Source organism: Streptomyces sp. PU-14G (assembly GCF_041028275.1).
Lineage (GTDB): Bacteria > Actinomycetota > Actinomycetes > Streptomycetales > Streptomycetaceae > Streptomyces.
Map to the genome: position 1 here is coordinate 1 of NZ_JASKYT010000154.1, position 16,664 is coordinate 16,664.

Annotated in this window: 16 protein-coding genes; 11 read left to right on the forward strand and 5 right to left on the reverse strand. The window is 72.6% G+C overall.

All coding sequences use genetic code 11. The annotated features are described in order from the left end of the window. The first annotated feature begins 66 nt into the window (after nt 1-66). From AB8Z75_RS18965 to AB8Z75_RS18990, 6 genes are all read left to right on the forward strand, one after another. Nucleotides 67-1,593: an RsmB/NOP family class I SAM-dependent RNA methyltransferase gene (locus tag AB8Z75_RS18965; RefSeq protein ID WP_369203512.1), complete on the forward strand. Its 1,527-nt coding sequence runs from the start codon at nt 67-69 to the stop codon at nt 1,591-1,593. 208 nt (nt 1,594-1,801) lie between these two features. Continuing rightward, nucleotides 1,802-2,476 carry a ribulose-phosphate 3-epimerase gene (gene rpe, locus AB8Z75_RS18970; protein WP_369203514.1) on the forward strand — a complete coding sequence of 225 codons (675 nt, stop codon included), beginning with the start codon at nt 1,802-1,804 and terminating at the stop codon, nt 2,474-2,476. Nucleotides 2,477-2,699: 223 nt separating this feature from the next. After that, nucleotides 2,700-3,698 carry a sugar-binding transcriptional regulator gene (locus AB8Z75_RS18975; protein ID WP_369203516.1) on the forward strand — a complete coding sequence of 333 codons (999 nt, stop codon included), beginning with the start codon at nt 2,700-2,702 and terminating at the stop codon, nt 3,696-3,698. A 66-nt stretch (nt 3,699-3,764) separates the two neighbouring features. Beyond that, the gene (locus tag AB8Z75_RS18980) at nt 3,765-4,241 is read left to right on the forward strand and encodes a cation:proton antiporter regulatory subunit (protein WP_369203518.1); all 477 of its coding nucleotides are present in this window, start codon (nt 3,765-3,767) and stop codon (nt 4,239-4,241) included. 39 nt (nt 4,242-4,280) lie between these two features. Continuing rightward, nucleotides 4,281-5,534, forward strand: coding sequence for a cation:proton antiporter (locus AB8Z75_RS18985; RefSeq protein ID WP_369203519.1), 1,254 nt, complete (start codon nt 4,281-4,283; stop codon nt 5,532-5,534). Nucleotides 5,535-5,637: 103 nt separating this feature from the next. Next, nucleotides 5,638-7,083 carry a GuaB1 family IMP dehydrogenase-related protein gene (locus AB8Z75_RS18990; RefSeq protein ID WP_369203521.1) on the forward strand — a complete coding sequence of 482 codons (1,446 nt, stop codon included), beginning with the start codon at nt 5,638-5,640 and terminating at the stop codon, nt 7,081-7,083. A 91-nt stretch (nt 7,084-7,174) separates the two neighbouring features. On the opposite strand, the gene AB8Z75_RS18995 is transcribed toward AB8Z75_RS18990, so the two are convergent. After that, nucleotides 7,175-7,501: a rhodanese-like domain-containing protein gene (locus AB8Z75_RS18995; protein WP_369203523.1), complete on the reverse strand. Its 327-nt coding sequence runs from the start codon at nt 7,499-7,501 to the stop codon at nt 7,175-7,177. Nucleotides 7,502-7,537: 36 nt separating this feature from the next. On the opposite strand from AB8Z75_RS18995, the gene AB8Z75_RS19000 reads away from it, so the two are divergent. Then, the gene (locus tag AB8Z75_RS19000) at nt 7,538-8,167 is read left to right on the forward strand and encodes a TetR/AcrR family transcriptional regulator (protein WP_369203525.1); all 630 of its coding nucleotides are present in this window, start codon (nt 7,538-7,540) and stop codon (nt 8,165-8,167) included. A gap of 296 nt (nt 8,168-8,463) precedes the next feature. Here AB8Z75_RS19000 and AB8Z75_RS19005 read toward each other — a convergent pair whose 3' ends face one another. Beyond that, nucleotides 8,464-9,456 (reverse strand): SGNH/GDSL hydrolase family protein, encoded by a 993-nt coding sequence (locus AB8Z75_RS19005; RefSeq protein ID WP_369203527.1) that lies wholly within the window; start codon nt 9,454-9,456, stop codon nt 8,464-8,466. 71 nt (nt 9,457-9,527) lie between these two features. On the opposite strand from AB8Z75_RS19005, the gene AB8Z75_RS19010 reads away from it, so the two are divergent. From AB8Z75_RS19010 to AB8Z75_RS19020, 3 genes are all read left to right on the forward strand, one after another. Next, nucleotides 9,528-9,992, forward strand: a complete 465-nt coding sequence (locus AB8Z75_RS19010; protein WP_114024687.1) for an Lrp/AsnC family transcriptional regulator — start codon at nt 9,528-9,530, stop codon at nt 9,990-9,992. A 163-nt stretch (nt 9,993-10,155) separates the two neighbouring features. After that, entirely contained in the window at nt 10,156-10,923 is a 768-nt protein-coding gene (locus AB8Z75_RS19015) for a carbon-nitrogen hydrolase family protein (RefSeq protein WP_369203529.1), read from the forward strand. Between the two features lie 76 nt (nt 10,924-10,999). Next, the gene (locus tag AB8Z75_RS19020) at nt 11,000-12,736 is read left to right on the forward strand and encodes a flavin monoamine oxidase family protein (RefSeq protein WP_369203531.1); all 1,737 of its coding nucleotides are present in this window, start codon (nt 11,000-11,002) and stop codon (nt 12,734-12,736) included. Between the two features lie 56 nt (nt 12,737-12,792). Here AB8Z75_RS19020 and AB8Z75_RS19025 read toward each other — a convergent pair whose 3' ends face one another. Both AB8Z75_RS19025 and AB8Z75_RS19030 read right to left on the reverse strand, forming a co-directional pair. After that, on the reverse strand, nt 12,793-13,722 hold the full coding sequence (locus AB8Z75_RS19025) for a TIGR03619 family F420-dependent LLM class oxidoreductase (RefSeq protein WP_369203533.1): 930 nt from the start codon (nt 13,720-13,722) through the stop codon (nt 12,793-12,795). Nucleotides 13,723-13,849: 127 nt separating this feature from the next. Further along, nucleotides 13,850-14,557 (reverse strand): DUF5995 family protein, encoded by a 708-nt coding sequence (locus AB8Z75_RS19030; RefSeq protein WP_369203535.1) that lies wholly within the window; start codon nt 14,555-14,557, stop codon nt 13,850-13,852. A 128-nt stretch (nt 14,558-14,685) separates the two neighbouring features. Here AB8Z75_RS19030 and AB8Z75_RS19035 point away from each other — a divergent pair, with 128 nt between their 5' ends. Next, on the forward strand, nt 14,686-15,204 hold the full coding sequence (locus tag AB8Z75_RS19035; RefSeq protein ID WP_369203537.1) for a GNAT family N-acetyltransferase: 519 nt from the start codon (nt 14,686-14,688) through the stop codon (nt 15,202-15,204). On the opposite strand, the gene AB8Z75_RS19040 is transcribed toward AB8Z75_RS19035, so the two are convergent. After that, the gene (locus AB8Z75_RS19040) at nt 15,186-16,565 is read right to left on the reverse strand and encodes a uracil-xanthine permease family protein (protein ID WP_369203539.1); all 1,380 of its coding nucleotides are present in this window, start codon (nt 16,563-16,565) and stop codon (nt 15,186-15,188) included. The genes AB8Z75_RS19035 and AB8Z75_RS19040 overlap by 19 nt on opposite strands. Nucleotides 16,566-16,664: the final 99 nt, after the last annotated feature.

Consider the following 16,664-nt stretch of genomic DNA (forward strand, 5'->3'; position numbering starts at 1 on the left):
CGGTGAGGGGCCGTGGGGTCGTAGGGTGGAGGTCTTGATCCCTCGTTTCGCGGAGCACCTTCAGCTGTGAGCACCCCACCCCGCCGCGGCGGTCAGCCGGGCAGGTCCACAAAACCTGGCAAGCCAGGTCATGCAGGCAAGCCAGCTCATGCAGGCAGGCCGGGAAAGCCGTACCGACGGCCGCGCAAGGACCCGGTCCGCCTCCTCGCGTTCGAGGCGCTGCGCGCCGTCGACGAACGGGACGCCTACGCGAACCTGGTGCTGCCTCCGCTGCTGAGGAAGGCCCGCGAGAAGGACCCCGACAAGGGGGGTCTGGACGCGCGGGACGCGGCGCTGGCCACGGAGCTGGTGTACGGCACGCTGCGTCGGCAGGGCACCTATGACGCGATCATCGCGGAGTGTGTGGACCGCCCGCTGCGCGAGGTCGACCCGCCGGTGCTGGACGTCCTCTCCCTGGGTGCCCACCAGCTGCTGGGCACCCGCATCCCGCAGCACGCCGCGGTGAGTGCCACGGTGGAGCTGGCCCGGGTGGTGCTGGGTGACGGGCGGGCGAAGTTCGTCAACGCGGTGCTGCGGCGTATCACCGCCGATGACCTCGAGGGCTGGCTGGAGCGGATCGCGCCGCCCTACGACGAGGATCCCGAGGAGCACCTCGCGCTGCGCCACGCGCATCCTCGGTGGGTGGTCTCCGCACTCTGGGACGCGCTGCCGGCGCGGGGCCAGGGAGGTGGCCGCGCGGAGATCACCGCGCTGCTGGAGGCCGACAACGAGCGGCCGGAGGTCACGCTGGTGGCCCGTCCGGGCCGGGCGTCCGTCGAGGAGTTGAGCACCGGCGAGACGGCGCCGGGGCGTTGGTCGCCGTACGCGGTGCGGATGGCCGAGGGCGGTGAGCCCGGGGCGCTGGAGGCCGTGCGCGAGGGCAGGGCGGGGGTGCAGGACGAGGGCAGTCAGCTCGTCGCGCTCGCTCTGGCCGACGCACCCGTGGAGGGCGGGGGCGACAGGCACTGGCTGGACGTCTGTGCGGGGCCTGGCGGTAAGGCGGCCCTGCTGGGGGCGCTCGCGGCGCGGCGGGGGGCGGCGCTGCTGGCGGCCGAGAAGCAGCCGCACCGTGCGCGCCTGGTGGCCCGTGCGCTGGAGGGCAATCCGGGGCCGTGGGCCGCTGTCAGCGCGGACGGGACGCGGCCTGCGTGGCGGCCCGGCAGCTTCGACCGGGTGCTGGTGGATGTGCCGTGTACCGGACTCGGCGCGCTGCGGCGCAGGCCCGAGGCCCGGTGGCGGCGCGGTCCTGAGGATCTGGCGGGGTTCGCCCCGTTGCAGCGTGGGCTGCTGCGCCAGGCGGTGGCGGCGGCCCGGGTGGGTGGCGTCGTCGGGTATGCGACGTGCTCGCCGCATCTGGCGGAGACCCGCGCGGTTGTCGACGACGTGCTGCGCGGGATGGAGAAGGAGCCGCGCGGTCCGGCGGCGGAACTGCTGGACGCCCGTCCGCTGCTGTCCGGTGTACCGGATCTGGGCGAGGGTCCGGACGTCCAGTTGTGGCCGCATCTGCACGGAACGGACGCGATGTACCTGGCGCTGCTGCGCCGCACGGCGTGAGAGCCGCAGCACGCGGCGTGGGAGCGCCAGTGCACGGCCTGAGAGCCACACCGCACGGCGTGGCAGCCGCACCGCACGGCGTGAGAGCCGCACCGCACAGCATGGCAGCCGCACCGCACAGCGTGGCAGCCGCCCCGCGTGAGCGCTCAGGCGGCGGCGTGCCCCACCGAGTGATCGCTTCGAACGTCCACACGGAATACTGGTGACCATGGCTCAGATCAACCCCAGCATCCTGTCCGCCGACTTCGCGCGTCTCGCCGACGAGGCGGAGGCGGTATCCGGCACCGGCGGCGCCGACTGGCTGCACGTCGATGTCATGGACAACCACTTCGTGCCCAATCTGACCCTGGGCGTGCCCGTGGTCGAGTCGCTGCGCAAGGCCACGGACACCCCGCTGGACTGCCACCTGATGATCGAGGAACCGGACCGTTGGGCTCCGGCGTTCGTGGAGGCGGGCGCGGGTTCGGTCACCTTCCACGCGGAGGCCGCCGCGGCTCCGGTGCGGCTGGCCCGCGAGGTCCGCGCCCAGGGGGCCCGTGCGTCCATGGCGCTCAAGCCCGCCACCCCGATCGAGCCGTACGAGGACCTGCTGCCCGAGCTGGACATGCTGCTGGTGATGACGGTGGAGCCGGGCTTCGGCGGGCAGGCGTTCCTCGACATCATGCTGCCGAAGATCCGCCGCACCCGGCAGTTGATCGACAAGCACGGGCTGCAGCTGTGGCTCCAGGTGGACGGCGGGGTCTCGGCCTCCACCATCGAGCGGTGCGCCGAGGCGGGCGCCGACGTGTTCGTGGCGGGCTCCGCCGTCTACGGCGCCGACGATCCGGCGGCGGCGGTACGGGCGCTGCGGCAGCAGGCCGAGCAGGCGAGCCGCCCGGGTTGAGCGCAGGCGGAGCAGACCGGCGGTCCGGGTCGGGAGCAGGCGGGGCGCCCCGGGCAGGGGCAGGCCGGGCGTCCCGGAGAGGGGAGCTGAGGTGAACGCTGGGTGACCAGGGTCACGTTTGTCAGGGGATCTGCAAGGATGAACGCGCGGCGCGTACGTGCCGCCAGCGCGGACACAGCAAGACAGTGAGGTGAGAGCGGTGTCGTCGGGGCGAGCCACGCGAATGGGACCCGCCGAGCTCATGCAGGCGGCGGCGATGGCCCGCCGTTTCTATCTGGAGAGCAAGTCCAAGATCCAGATCGCGGACGAGTTCGGGGTGAGCCGCTTCAAGGTGGCCCGGGTGCTGGAGACCGCGCTCGAACGTGACCTGGTGCGGATCGAGATCAGGGTGCCGGCCGAGCTGGACGCCGAGCGTTCGGACGCGCTGCGCGCCCGTTTCGGGCTGCGGCACGCGGTCGTCGTCGAGTCGCCCACCGAGGCCGTCGACGACGCGGCGGACCCGGAGAACCTCGGCGAGGTCGCCGCCGATCTGCTGGGCGAGCTGGTCACCGACGGCGACGTGCTGGGTCTGGCCTGGGGGCGCTCCACCATCCACATGGCGACGGCGCTGCGTCAGCTGCCGCCGTGCACGGTGGTCCAGCTCACCGGCGTCTACGACGCGGGCACGGCCGACCGCGGTTCGGTGGAGGCCGTCCGTCGTGCCGCCGAGGTCGCCGGCGGGGAGGCGCACCCCATCTACGCGCCGATGCTGCTGCCGGACAGCTCCACCGCCGCGGCGCTGCGCCACCAGACGGGCATCGCTCGCGCTTTCGAGTACTTCGACAAGGTGACCGTCGCCGCCGTTTCCATCGGCTCCTGGGAGCCGGGGATCTCCACGGTGCACGACATGCTCAGCGCCGAGGAGCGGGAGCACTACTCGTCGCTCGGAGTGGCCGCGGAGATGTCGGCGCACCTGTTCGACGCGCAGGGCCGGCGGATCGGCCGCGACCTGGGGGAGCGGTGCATCACGGTCGAGGCCGAGCGGCTGCGCCGTATCCCGGAAGTCGTGGCCATCGCCGGGGGCCACCGCAAGGCGGCCGCGATCGGTGCCGTGCTCCGCTCCGGGCTGGTCACCAGCCTGGTGACGGACACCGCTGCCGCCGACTGGCTGCTGGCCGAGGAAGAATCGGGTCCCCGTCCGGCGTTGGAGCGTACGGATCCGGACAGCACCGCCGCTTCGTAGCAGTTCGCCGCAGGACGCTCCGCGGACCTGCGTAGTCCTCGTGGAAGGTTCAGAAGGGCAGCAGCCATGACGACCAAGAGCACCAAGCTGCCGGGGTTGGGCAAGCAGTACGACATCACCACCCGGACCGGGCGCCACATCTCGGTGGTCGCTCACCAGGACGGCCGCAGGTTCCTCGGGTTCCATCCGGAGGACGACCCGGACGCCTGTCTGGCCACGGTGCAGCTCGACCAGGAGGAGGCGGGCTCCCTGGCGGAGATCCTCGCTCCTGGTGAGAGCCCCCGGCTGGGCACGTGCGAGATGGAGATCGACCTGGTCACCGTCCGCATTCCGATGTCGGGGCAGTCGCCGTACAGCGGGGAGCCGCTGGGCGCCACCCAGGCGCGGAGCCGTACCGGCGCCTCCATCGTCGCCGTGCTGCGCCGCACCGGCGCGGTGCCGTCGCCGACGCCCGACTTCCGGCTGGAGGCGGGGGACACGCTCGTCGCCGTCGGTACCCGGGAGGGAGTGGACGAGCTGACCCGCATCATCTCCGGCACCTGAGCCGCAGGTACAAGCCGCTGGACAACTGAAAGGCCCTCTGTGCACGACACCACCGTCCTGCTGATCGAACTCGGCGCCGTCATTCTGGGACTGGGGCTGGTCGGCCGCTTCGCCGGCCGTATCGGGCTCTCCCCGATCCCCCTCTACCTGCTGGGGGGTCTCGCCTTCGGGCAAGGGGGCCTCTTCCCGCTGACCGCCAGCGAGGAGTTCATCGAGGTCGGTGCGGAGATCGGGGTGATCCTGCTCCTGCTGCTGCTGGGCCTGGAGTACAGCGCCTCCGAACTGGTCACCAGTCTCAAGACCCAGTATCCGTCCGGCATCGTGGACTTCGCGCTCAACGCGGTGCCGGGCGCGGTGGCGGCGCTGCTGCTGGGCTGGGGTCCTGTCGCGGCGGTGGCGCTGGCCGGTGTCACCTGGATCTCGTCGTCCGGGGTGATCGCCAAGGTGCTCACCGATCTGGGCAGGCTCGGCAACAAGGAGACGCCGGTCATCCTCGGGGTGCTGGTCATCGAGGACCTGTCCATGGCCCTCTATCTGCCGTTGCTGACAGCGCTGGTGGCCGGGCTCGGGCTGGCGGGGACCAGCGTGGCCATGCTCGTCGCCGTGGGGACGGTCGGGATCGTGCTGCTGGTGGCGCTGCGGTTCGGCCGGCACATAAGCCGCGCCGTCAGCTCGAACACCCCCGAGATGCTGCTGCTCGTCGTGCTCGGGCTCACCCTGCTGATCGCGGGCATCGCCGCGAAGCTCCAGGTCTCGGCGGCCGTCGGAGCCTTCCTGGTGGGTATCGCGCTCTCGGGTGAGACGGCGGAGAACGCGCGCAGTCTGCTCACACCGCTGCGGGACCTGTTCGCCGCCGTCTTCTTCGTCTTCTTCGGTCTCAACACCGACCCCTCCCAGATTCCGCCCGTGCTGCTGCCCGCGCTGATCCTGGCCGTGGTCACCGCCGTCACCAAGGTGCTCACCGGCTGGTACGCGGCGGGGCGTGCGGGAGTCGGCGGCAAGGGGCGGCTGCGCGCGGGCGGGGCGCTGGTGGCGCGGGGCGAGTTCTCCATCGTGATAGCCGGGCTCGCCGCGAGCGCGGACTCGCGGATCACCCCGCTGGCGACCGCGTACGTGATGATCATGGTGATCTTCGGGCCGCTGACCGCCCGCTGGACGGAGCCTGCGGTGCGGCGTCTGAAGGGGGCGGCCGACGCGCGCCGGACGCGCCGCGACACCGTTGCTCAGGAGTCCGCGCCCCCGCCCGCCGAGGTGGTTCCCGACCCGGTGAGCGGCGGCAGTCACACGTCGTAGTCATGCCTGGTCGGGTGCGTGGTCTTCTCGTGCGATCCCACCACGGGCGGCGGTCCACTCCGGCGGATCCTCCGGTCTCGCATGCATGTGCGGACGTGGGAGAATGAAGTACGTGCGTTTCCTCAATGATCAGCGGCCCCCGTACGACCTGACGTACGACGACGTCTTCATGGTGCCGAACCGCTCGGCGGTCGGTTCCCGGCAGGGCGTGGACCTGTCCTCGCCCGACGGCACGGGCACCACCATCCCCCTGGTGGTCGCCAACATGACCGCCATCGCCGGACGCCGTATGGCCGAGACCGTGGCTCGCCGCGGCGGGCTCGTGGTGATCCCCCAGGACATCCCGATCGACGTCGTCACCGAGGTCATCGGCTGGGTCAAGCGGCGGCACCACGTCCTCGACACCCCCATCACGCTCGCCCCCACCCAGACCGTCGCCGACGCGCTCTCGCTGCTGCCCAAGCGGGCGCACGGGGCCGGCGTCGTGGTGCGGGACGGGCGGCCCGTCGGCGTCGTCACCGAGTCCGATCTGACCGGCGTCGACCGGTTCACCCAGCTCTCGGAGGTCATGACCAGCGAACTGCTGGTCGTCGACGCGGACATCGACCCCCGTGACGCCTTCAACCGGCTCGACGCCGCGCACCGCAAGTTCGCGCCCGCCGTCGGACCCGACGGCAAGCTCGTCGGCATCCTCACGCGCAAGGGCGCGCTGCGGGCCACCCTCTACAGCCCCGCCGTCGACGCCGAAGGCGCGCTGCGCGTCGCCGCCGCCGTCGGTATCAACGGCGACGTGGCGGCGCGTGCCCAGGCGCTGCTCGACGCCGGCGTCGACACCCTCGTGGTGGACACCGCCCACGGCCACCAGGAAGGCATGCTCGAAGCCCTCAAGGCCGTCCGCTCCCTCGACCCGGCCGTCCCGGTCGTGGCGGGCAACGTCGTGGCAGCCGAAGGGGTGCGCGACCTGATCGAGGCGGGTGCGGACATCGTCAAGGTCGGCGTCGGCCCCGGCGCCATGTGCACCACCCGCATGATGACCGGCGTCGGCCGGCCGCAGTTCTCCGCCGTCCTGGAGTGCGCCGCCGAGGCGCGCAAGTACGGCAAGCACGTGTGGGCCGACGGCGGCGTGCGACACCCCCGCGATGTGGCCATGGCGCTGGCCGCCGGAGCCTCCAACGTGATGATCGGCTCCTGGTTCGCCGGCACTCACGAGTCCCCCGGAGACCTCCAGCAGTCCGCCGACGGACGCCTCTACAAGGAGTCCTTCGGAATGGCCTCCGCCCGTGCCGTGCGCAACCGGACCTCGGAGGAGTCGGCCTACGACCGTGCCCGCAAGGGTCTGTTCGAGGAGGGCATCTCCACCTCCCGGATGTTCCTGGACCCGACACGCCCCGGCGTCGAGGACCTGATCGACTCGATCATCGCGGGCGTCCGCTCGTCCTGCACGTACGCGGGCGCCGGCAGCCTGGAGGAGTTCGCCGAGAAGGCCGTCGTCGGCGTCCAGAGCGCCGCGGGCTACGCGGAGGGCAAGCCGCTGCACGCCAGTTGGTGACCGCTCCCGCGGACGGCGCCGCACCCCGGGCGTGGGTGCGGCGCCGTCCGCGTTCGAGGGCTTCCCGGGCTGTCCTCCCCCGGGGGCGGGATCAGGCGGACTCGGTGGGAAGGCCCGCCTCCACCCAGTCCTGGATGCCCTCACGGTACTTGCGGACATTGGTGTATCCGAGAGCGGTGAGCCGGTCGGCGACCTGTCCGCTGTTGGCGCACGCCGGGTTGGAGCAGTAGGTGACGATCGCCGCGTCGCGGTCGGGGAGCAGGGTGGACGCCTGGTCCTCGACGTCGGTCAAGACCAGTTCGAGCGCGCCGGGCAGGTGTTGCTTGGCGTAGTACTCGCCGCCCAGAGCGTCGACGACGGTCACGCCGCCCGCGTCCATGGCTGCCTTGAGTTCGTCTCGTGTGATGAGTGCGGTCATGCCACTGCCTCTCAGGAATCGGACTATAGTCCGGCTGTGGCTCATGACGATAACGGACCGCAGTCCGATTCTGCAACGCTGCTGGAACTGCTGCGCACTCCACCGCCGAAGGAGCAAGCACGCTCGGCACGCAACCGTGCCGCCGTGCTGGAGGCAGCCGCGCGGCTGTTCGCCGAGCACGGAGTGGAAGCGGTCTCCATGGACCAGGTGGCCGAGGCCGCCGGCGTCGGCAAGGGGACCCTCTACCGCCGCTTCGGCGACAAGTCCGGGCTGGCCGCCGCACTCCTCGACGCCCGAGAACGCGTACTGCAGGAGGCGATCTTGTATGGACCGCCGCCGCTCGGCCCTGGAGCCGCTGCCGAGGCGCGCCTCACCGCGTTCGTCGACGCCTATGTCGACTACCTGCTGGAGAATCTGGCTCTCATCCGTACCTCGGAGACCGCCGCGGTCGGCGCCCGGTACCGGATCGGGGCCTACCGGTTCTGGCACCGCCACACGGCGATCTTGCTGTCCGCCACGCCCGACCCCGCGTACACCGCCCACGCACTGCTCGCCGCGCTGGCTGCCGAACACGTGGCCGCCCTCCTGCCGGAACTCGGCGAGCAACGGATCCGAGCCGGCCTCATCGGCCTCGCCCGCTCAGTGATGCGGTCCCCCGGCCCGTAGGGCGCACGGGCCGCCTCGCGGACACACACCCGGCCGCGCTACCTGTTGCGTGAAGGGGTGACCGTTCCTGAGGTGTAGGGGTCGTCACAACCGCGGCGCCGCGGTCGGCTCCACCTCCATGGCTGGCGACGGCCGACACCACGCGGGGGCGGCGGCCCACGCTGCCACGCGCTGGACGAAGGCGGTCGCGCGCGCCGGGCCCTCGCGACCGCCCGGCCCACCCGCGCGGTGGGCGCACTGGCGCGAACCGGTCACGCAGCGAGGTGCCGGGCCGGGCGACGCGACGCGCGTGAACCTCAACGGCCGCCGTACCCGAGCGGCGATACGGCCAGGTCCTCGCGGAGGGACCGGGCCACCGCCGAGGCGACCAGCGCGTGTCCCGCGTCGCCGGGGTGCACGCCGTCCACCAGGTGTTCAGGGCCGATCAGGTCCGCGCCCGGCAGCAGCGCGAGCCGGTCGTCGCCTGCCGCGATCCGGGCCCGCACGGCCCCCTCCATCGCCCCGCGCAGGCCGGCCAGGGTCGCGCCCAGGGCGTTCGGTGCGCGCTCGGCCTCCGGACGCGGCAGCGGAGAGACCACCAGCAGCGGCGTACGCGGATGTCCGGCGCGCACCAGACGCAGGAACGCCGTGACGGTCTCGGCCATCAGCCCCGTCGCATACGGCACGCCCGTCCAGCAGTTGCAGCCGAACGCCAGGGTCAGCACCGAGCCGGGGAGGCCCGCCAACTGCTCGGCGCTCGCCATCTCCCCGTGCGCAGAGCCCGTGTAGCCCAGATTGACCGTGTCCAGGCCCAGTTCGCGGCCCGCGACCGCGGGCCAGCCCAGCGAGGGCGCCGTCGCCGACCAGCCCTCCGCGATCGAGTCGCCGTACACCAGCCAGCGGGGTTGCCGCGGCGCGGGCCGAGCGCCGCGCACCCCCAGCAGCACAGGGGCGTACCCCTCCGGCGGGTACAGCACCCCCGGGCCGCCAGGCCAGTCGACGCGCAGCACCCGTTCGCCCTCCCGCGGGTCCTCCGGGACGGCGGCGGCCCGCTCGCCGTCCCGCAGCGCCTCCCACCTCCGGCTCCCCTCACGCAGCGCGTCCACGGTGCCCAGGGTGGCCGCGCGGTAGCGCACCTCGAACGGGCCCTGAGCGACGAACTCCAGCCGCACCCCCACCGGCATCTGCGCGCGGGCCCAGGTCGTGACCGGCAGCCGGGCCGCGTCCGCCGGGTCGGCCCGCACGCAGCGGTCGCCGTCCCGCCAGGCCACCCCCCGCAGATACGGCTCGGCGTCCTGCCACCCGCCCACCACATCCGGCACCCTCGTCCGCCCTTCCGGCCGTTCCGCGGCCTGCGTTCACGCCGTGTTCTACTGGCGCCGTGCCACAGAACGATCTCGACACCCTCGACGAACGCATCGTCCACGCCCTCGCCGAGGATGCCCGCCGCACCTACGCCGACATCGGAGCCGAGGTCGGCCTGTCGGCGCCCGCCGTGAAACGGCGCGTGGACCGGCTGCGGGAGCGCGGCGCGATCACGGGGTTCACCGTACGGGTCGACCCGGCTGCCCTGGGGTGGCAGACGGAGGGTTTCATCGAGATGTACTGCCGCTCACGGACGGCGCCCGAGGACATCCGCCGGGCACTCGCGCGCTATCCCGAGGTGGCCTCGGCCTCCACGGTGACCGGGGACGCCGACGCGCTCGTGCAGGTCTTCGCGGCGGACATGCGGCACTTCGAGACGGTGCTGGAGAGGATCGCGGGCGAGCCCTTCGTCGACCGCACCAAGTCGGTGCTGGTGCTCTCCCCGCTGCTGCGCCGCTACAACGCGGGCCCACCGCTGTAGCGCCGCGGCGGACTCCCGCGGCCCCCGGGGGCCTCCGCCGTACGGGCGCAGCAGCGGCGCGCAACAAAACGACGGCCTCGGCGCGAAGGGCGCAACAAAGCGCGGGTCGGCCCGCAAGATCGGCGCCTTGTGAGCCCTCAAGGCGCCCCGTAGCGTCGAAGCCGTGCGTATCGCCCTCCACCAGACCCGTGCCGCAGGCCTGGACGCCCTCGACCGCGCGGCCCGCGAGGCCGCCGCCCGGGGCGCCCGTCTCCTCCTCACACCGGAGCTCTCCCTCACCGGCTACGCCCTCGCCGACCCGGCGGGGTCGGCACAGCAGAACGACGGCCCGGCCGCGCAGGCGGTCTCCCGCATCGCCCTCCGCCACGGCGTGGCTGTCGGCTACGGCTACCCCGAGCGGGGCGAGGACGGCGCCGTCCACAACACCGCGAGGCTCGTCGGCCCGGACGGCGAGGCCCTCGCGAACTACCGCAAGACGCACCTGTACGGCTCGTACGAGGCCGAGCACTACACGCCCGGGAGCCACCTGGTCGTCCAGGCCCGGCTGGCGGGGCTGACGTTCGGTCTGCTGATCTGCTACGACGTCGAGTTCCCCGAAGCCGTCCGCGCGCACGCCCTCGCGGGTACCGACGTGCTGCTCGTGCCGACCGCGCTGATGTGCCCGTACGACGCCGTCGCCACGACGCTCGTCCCCGCGCGGGCCGTCGAGAGCCAGCTCTACGTCGCGTACGCCAACCGCGTCGGCCGCGAGGGCGAGTTCGACTTCGCGGGGCGCAGCTGTCTGGCCGCGCCGGACGGCACCGTGCCCGCCCGCGCTGACGGCGTCTCGCAGGCTCTGCTGGTCGCTGACGCCGACCCGGCGTTCCTGCGGGCTTCCCGCGAGCGCAATCCGTATCTGGCCGACCGCCGCCCCGAGCTGTACCCGGCCTGAGTCCCGTCCACTCGCGGCCTGGGCGCCGTCACCCGACCCGTATCCGGCCAGGCCCGCAATCCAGGAGCACCTCCGCATGACTTCCACCGTGCCCACCGCTGCCCACGAACAGGACGAGCGCCAGCCCGTCGGCGAGCAGCGAGCGCAGCGTCCGCTCACGATGTTCGGCCCCGACTTCCCGTTCGCGTACGACGACTACCTGGCGCACCCGGCGGGCCTGGGCGCGGTGCCGCCCGCCGCGCACGGCAGCGAGGTCGCCGTCATCGGCGGCGGCCTGTCGGGCCTGGTGGCGGCGTACGAGCTGATGAAGATGGGGCTCAAGCCCGTCGTGTACGAGGCCGACCAGCTCGGCGGCCGGCTGCGCACCGCGGCGTTCGAGGGCGGCGACCCGTCGCTGCGCGCGGAGATGGGCGCCATGCGCTTCCCCCCGTCCTCGACCGCGCTCCAGCACTACATCGACCTCGCCGGGCTGGAGACCAAGCCGTTCCCGAACCCGCTGGCGCCCGACACCCCCTCCACCGTCGTGGACCTCAAGGGCGAGTCGCACTACGCCCGCACGCTGGAGGACCTGCCGCCCGTCTACCACCAGGTGATGGAGGCGTGGAACGCCTGTCTGGAGGAGGGCGCCGACTTCTCCGCGATGCAGCGGGCGATACGCGAGCGGGACGTGCCCCGCATCCGCGAGATCTGGTCCCGCCTTGTGGAGAAGCTGGACAACCAGACGTTCTACGGGTTCCTGTGCGACTCGCCGGCCTTCTCCTCCTTCCGGCACCGGGAGATCTTCGGCCAGGTCGGCTTCGGCACCGGCGGCTGGGACACCGACTTCCCCAACTCGATCCTGGAGATCCTGCGCGTCGTCTACACCGGCGCCGACGACGACCACCGCGGCATCGTCGGCGGCTGCCAGCAGCTGCCGCTGCGCCTGTGGGAGCGCGAGCCCGGCAAGCTCGTCCACTGGCCGCAGGGCACCAGCCTGGCCTCGCTGCATCCGGGCGGCGCACCCCGCCCCGCCGTCACCCGGCTGCACCGCACCGCGGGCAACCGCGTGACCGTCACCGACGCGGGCGGGAACATCCGCACCTACCCGGCCGCCGTCTTCACGGCCCAGTCGTGGCTGCTGCTCAGCCGCATCGACTGCGACGACGCGCTGCTGCCCATCGACCACTGGACGGCCGTGGAGCGCACCCACTACATGGAGTCCTCCAAGCTGTTCGTCCCCGTCGACCGGCCGTTCTGGCTCGATGAGGCTGTCGACGACAACGGCAGGCGCACCGGCCGCGACACGATGAGCATGACGCTCACCGACCGGATGACGCGCGGCACCTACCTGCTGGACGAGGGGCCCGACCGGCCCGCCGTCATCTGCCTCTCGTACACGTGGTGCGACGACAGTCTCAAGTGGCTGCCGCTGGACGCGAACGAGCGGATGGAGGTCATGCTCAAGTCGCTGGGCGAGATCTATCCCGGCGTCGACATCCGCAAGCACATCACCGGCGACCCGCTCACCGTCTCCTGGGAGGACGAGCCCTACTTCCTCGGCGCCTTCAAGGCCAACCTGCCGGGGCACTACCGCTACCAGCGGCGGCTGTTCACCCACTTCATGCAGGAGGGGCTGCCCACTGACCGGCGCGGCCTCTTCCTGGCGGGCGACGACATCTCCTGGACGGCCGGCTGGGCCGAGGGCGCCGTGCAGACCGCGCTCAACGCCGTGTGGGGCGTCATGCACCACCTCGGCGGCGCCTGCGACCCGGCCAACCCCGGCCCGGGGGACGCCTTCGACGGGATCGAACCCGTGCTGCTGCCGGAGGACTGACCACAGGGCCGGGGCGGACCGGAAGTGCGGGGCGGAGCAGAGGGGCGGGGAGCGGGCTACAGGCCCGCCTCCGTCACCGCCTCGCGCAGCTCCTTCGCGGAGTCGATCAGCTCCCGGGCATCGCGGCACTCCAGCTGGTTGTCCAGCAGCACCTCGCTCACCCCGGCCCGCGCCGCCCCGGCCAGGTCCTCCACGATCTGCTCGACACTGCCCTGGTAGGGGCTGCGCCTCCCCTCGACGGGGCGGTCGGTGACCCGGACGAAAGCCCGTACTGTCGTGGACAGTTCCGCCGGATCGCGCCCCACCTCGCCGGCCAGTTCCCTGATGCGGGCGTGGGTGGCGGCCACTTGTTCGTTGGACACCAGCGAAGGCAGCCAGCCGTCAGCCCGCCGCACCAGCCGCCGCAACGCACGGTCGTTGCCCGCCGCCAACAGCACCGGAACGCGGGACGCCGCCGGTTTGGGGCCCACGGCCGACGGGGTGAAGCGGGTGCGCCGTCCCTCGTAGGAGGCCGGATCGGCGCCCCAGACCTCGGCGCACACGTCCAGCAGCTCATCCAGAGCGGCGCCGCGCGAGGCGTAGTCGGCGCCCGCCGCCGCGTACTCGTCGCGCGACCAGCCGGTGCCCAGACCGGCGACGAGCCGGCCCCCGCTGGCCGCGTCCAGCGAGCCCAGCGCCCGCGCCAGCAGGAACGGCGGACGCAGCGGACCGACCAGGACGGCGGAGCCCAGCCGGACGCGTTCGGTGACGGCGGCGGCCATCGACAGGGTGACCAGCGGATCGGCGACCGACCTGAAGTACGCGGACCACTCCAGGCCAGGGATCAGGTACATGTCGTCCACGGGCTGCTCCGGCCGCATGATCCGCTCCAGCACCCAGACGCTGTCGTACCCCATCCCCTCGGCCGCACGCGCCACTTGCGTCACGTCCGTGGCCAGGTCGTACGTCCCCGTCTGCGGCAGTCCCAGCCCCAGTCGCAGTGCCATCTCGCCCTCCGTCACCCGATCGCCCGTCGTCGGCGCCCCCGAGCGGGGGCCGTCCCCCGCACCCGTGGCACCACCTGCCTACGCGATCAGGTCCTCCCGGGCAATGGCGCCTCCCCGCACCGGCTGCTCAGTGCCACAGCGGTGTCAGCAGGCAGCGGCCCGTCATGGCGACCGTCGAGTCCAGCCCGTCCGCCATGTCCTCCAGCAGTTCGCCGAACGTGCGCAGGCCCCACAGCGCCCGGAACGCCGCCCACGCGCCGCACCGCGCCCGCTCCAGGCTCCACGCACCGATCAGGTGCGTCAGCGGATCGGCGACGTCCAGCAGGTCGGGGCCCGGCATCAGCTCCTCGCGGATGCGCTCCTCAAGACCCGTCAGCAGCTCACCGATCCGCTCGAAGTCCGTCTCCAGCGTGTCGGGACCCACCCCGAGCGCCTGGCAGGTGTCCACCAGCGCCAGCGGCAGGTCGTGGCAGATGTGCGCGTTGATGCCCGCCAGCGCGAACTGGAGGGGATGCACGGACGGGTGGCGACGGAAGCGGAAGAGCGGGCGCCAGCACGCGGGCGTGCGCAGCCCCGCTGCCTCGGCGTCCACCGCGTCCAGGAAACGCCGGGCGAAGCGCGTCCCCAGCTCGCCGGTGGCGGCCCGGTCGGCGAAGTGCCCGGAGACCAGCCGCCGCTCCAGCTCCTCGGTCACCGACAGATACACCCGGTCGAAGACGGCCACCCCGTCCTGGCGCGGCAGCGTCGCGCCGATCTCCCGCATGCGAGCCGTCACTTCGGCGATGGACGCCGACGACACCGCGCGCTGCGCGGGTACCTGATCCGTAGAGGTCATGCCCCGCAGGGTGACAGCCGGCCGCACGCCGCGGGGTCAGCCCGCACCGTAGGGCCCCCGGACGGAGGACGCGCGCGCCCCCGTTTAATCGGCTGCGGCCGGCTCGGCGACGTGATACCTCACCTGACATGACGGACCTGCGCACCGAACGGCTGTTGCTGCACGCCATGACACCCGACGAGGCGGAGCGGATCGTGGCGGGCCGGCCCGCGGAGGGCGACCTGTGGGGACCCGAGTATCCCGACGCGATGGACGTCGAGGGCGCCACGGACCTGTTGAAGGCCTGCGCCGCCGGTGGCGACCCGCGCCCCTTCGGCAACTACGAGATACGGCGCCGCGCCGACGGGCGGGCCATCGGAGGCCTCGGCTTCAACCGGACGCCCGACGCGCAGGGCACGGTCACCGTCGGCTACGCGCTCAACACCTCGGCGCGCGGCCGGGGTTACGCCTCTGAGGCGCTGCGCGCGCTGCTCGCCTTCGCCTGGTCGCGGGGCGTCACCCTGGTCAAGGCGGACGCCGATCTCGGCAATCTCGCCTCGCAGCGGGTGCTGCGGGCCGTCGGCATGCGCGAGGTGGGGGAGGACCACCGGGTGCGGTACTTCGAGCTGGCGGCGCCGGGCGAGCCGGCTCACTCCTTCTCGTCGTAGCCGCTGGTGCCCTCGTCCAGCAGCGGCTCCTGCGCCTTGAGGTGCGGCGGGGCCAGCGCCTTGAGGACGTGGTAGCCGGTGAGGACGACGATTGTGCCCAGCGCGATGCCGCTCAACTCGAAGGTGTCGGTGAACTTCAGGGAGACGCCGCCGACCCCGATGATGATGCCCGCGGCCACCGGCACCAGGTTGAGCGGGTTGCGCATGTCCACGCGGTTGTTGATCCAGATCTGCGCGCCGAGCAGGCCGATCATGCCGTACAGGATGACGGTGATCCCGCCGAGCACCCCGCCGGGGATGGCCGCGACGATCGCGCCGAACTTGGGGCAGAGCCCGAACAGCAGCGCGAAGCACGCCGCCGCCCAGTACGCGGCGGTCGAGTAGACGCGCGTGGCGGCCATGACCCCGATGTTCTCCGAGTACGTCGTGGTGGCCGGGCCGCCGAACGCCGTCGAGAGCACGCTGCCCACGCCGTCCGCGGAGATCGCCGTACCGAGCTGGTCGTCGAGCGGGTCACCCGTCATCTCGCCGACGGCCTTCACGTGCCCCGCGTTCTCGGCCACCAGCGCGATCACCACCGGCAGCGCCACCAGGATCGCCGACCACGAGAAGTCCGGCCCGTGCACCGACGGCAGCCCGAACCAGTCGGCCTGGCCCACCCCGGACAGATCCAGCCGCCAGTGGTCCACCGTCTTCCCGCTCGCGTCCGGCGAGTGAATCCGGCCGAACACCACGTCGAAGCCCCACGAGAGCAGGTAGCCGACGACCAGGCCCAGGAAGATCGCGATGCGCGACCAGAAACCCCGCAGGCACACCACGGCGAGGCCGGTCAGCAGCATCGTCAGCAGTGCCGTCCACTGGTCCTGCGGCCAGTAGGTGCTCGCCGTGACCGGCGCCAGATTGAAGCCGATCAGCATGACGACCGCGCCGGTCACCACGGGCGGCATCGCCGCGTGGATGATCCGCGCCCCGAACTTGCGCACCGCCATGCCGACGAGGAAGAGGGCGGCTCCGACCACCAGGATCGCGCCGGTCACCGTCGCGCTGCCGCCGCCCTGGCCGCGGATGACGGCGGCCACGCCGACGAACGAGAGGCTGCACCCCAGGTAGCTCGGCACCCTGCCGCGGGTCGCGAGGAGGAAGAGCATCGTCGCGAACCCGGACATCATGATGGCCAGGTTGGGGTCGAGGCCCATCAGGACGGGCGCCACGAAGCTGGCACCGAACATCGCCACCACGTGCTGGGCGCCCAGGCCCGCGGTCCGCGGCCACGACAACCGCTCGTCGGGCTTCACGACGGCACCGGGTGCGGGGACACGCCCGTCCCCGTGCACCTTCCACCGCACGCCGAGCCCACCCATGATCGCTCCCGCTCTGTACCTGGCTGATTCTGATCGCCCCACATCCTAGTTCGACCACCACTACCCCCTCCCCGCCCCGGTCAGGGCAGTGGAACAGCC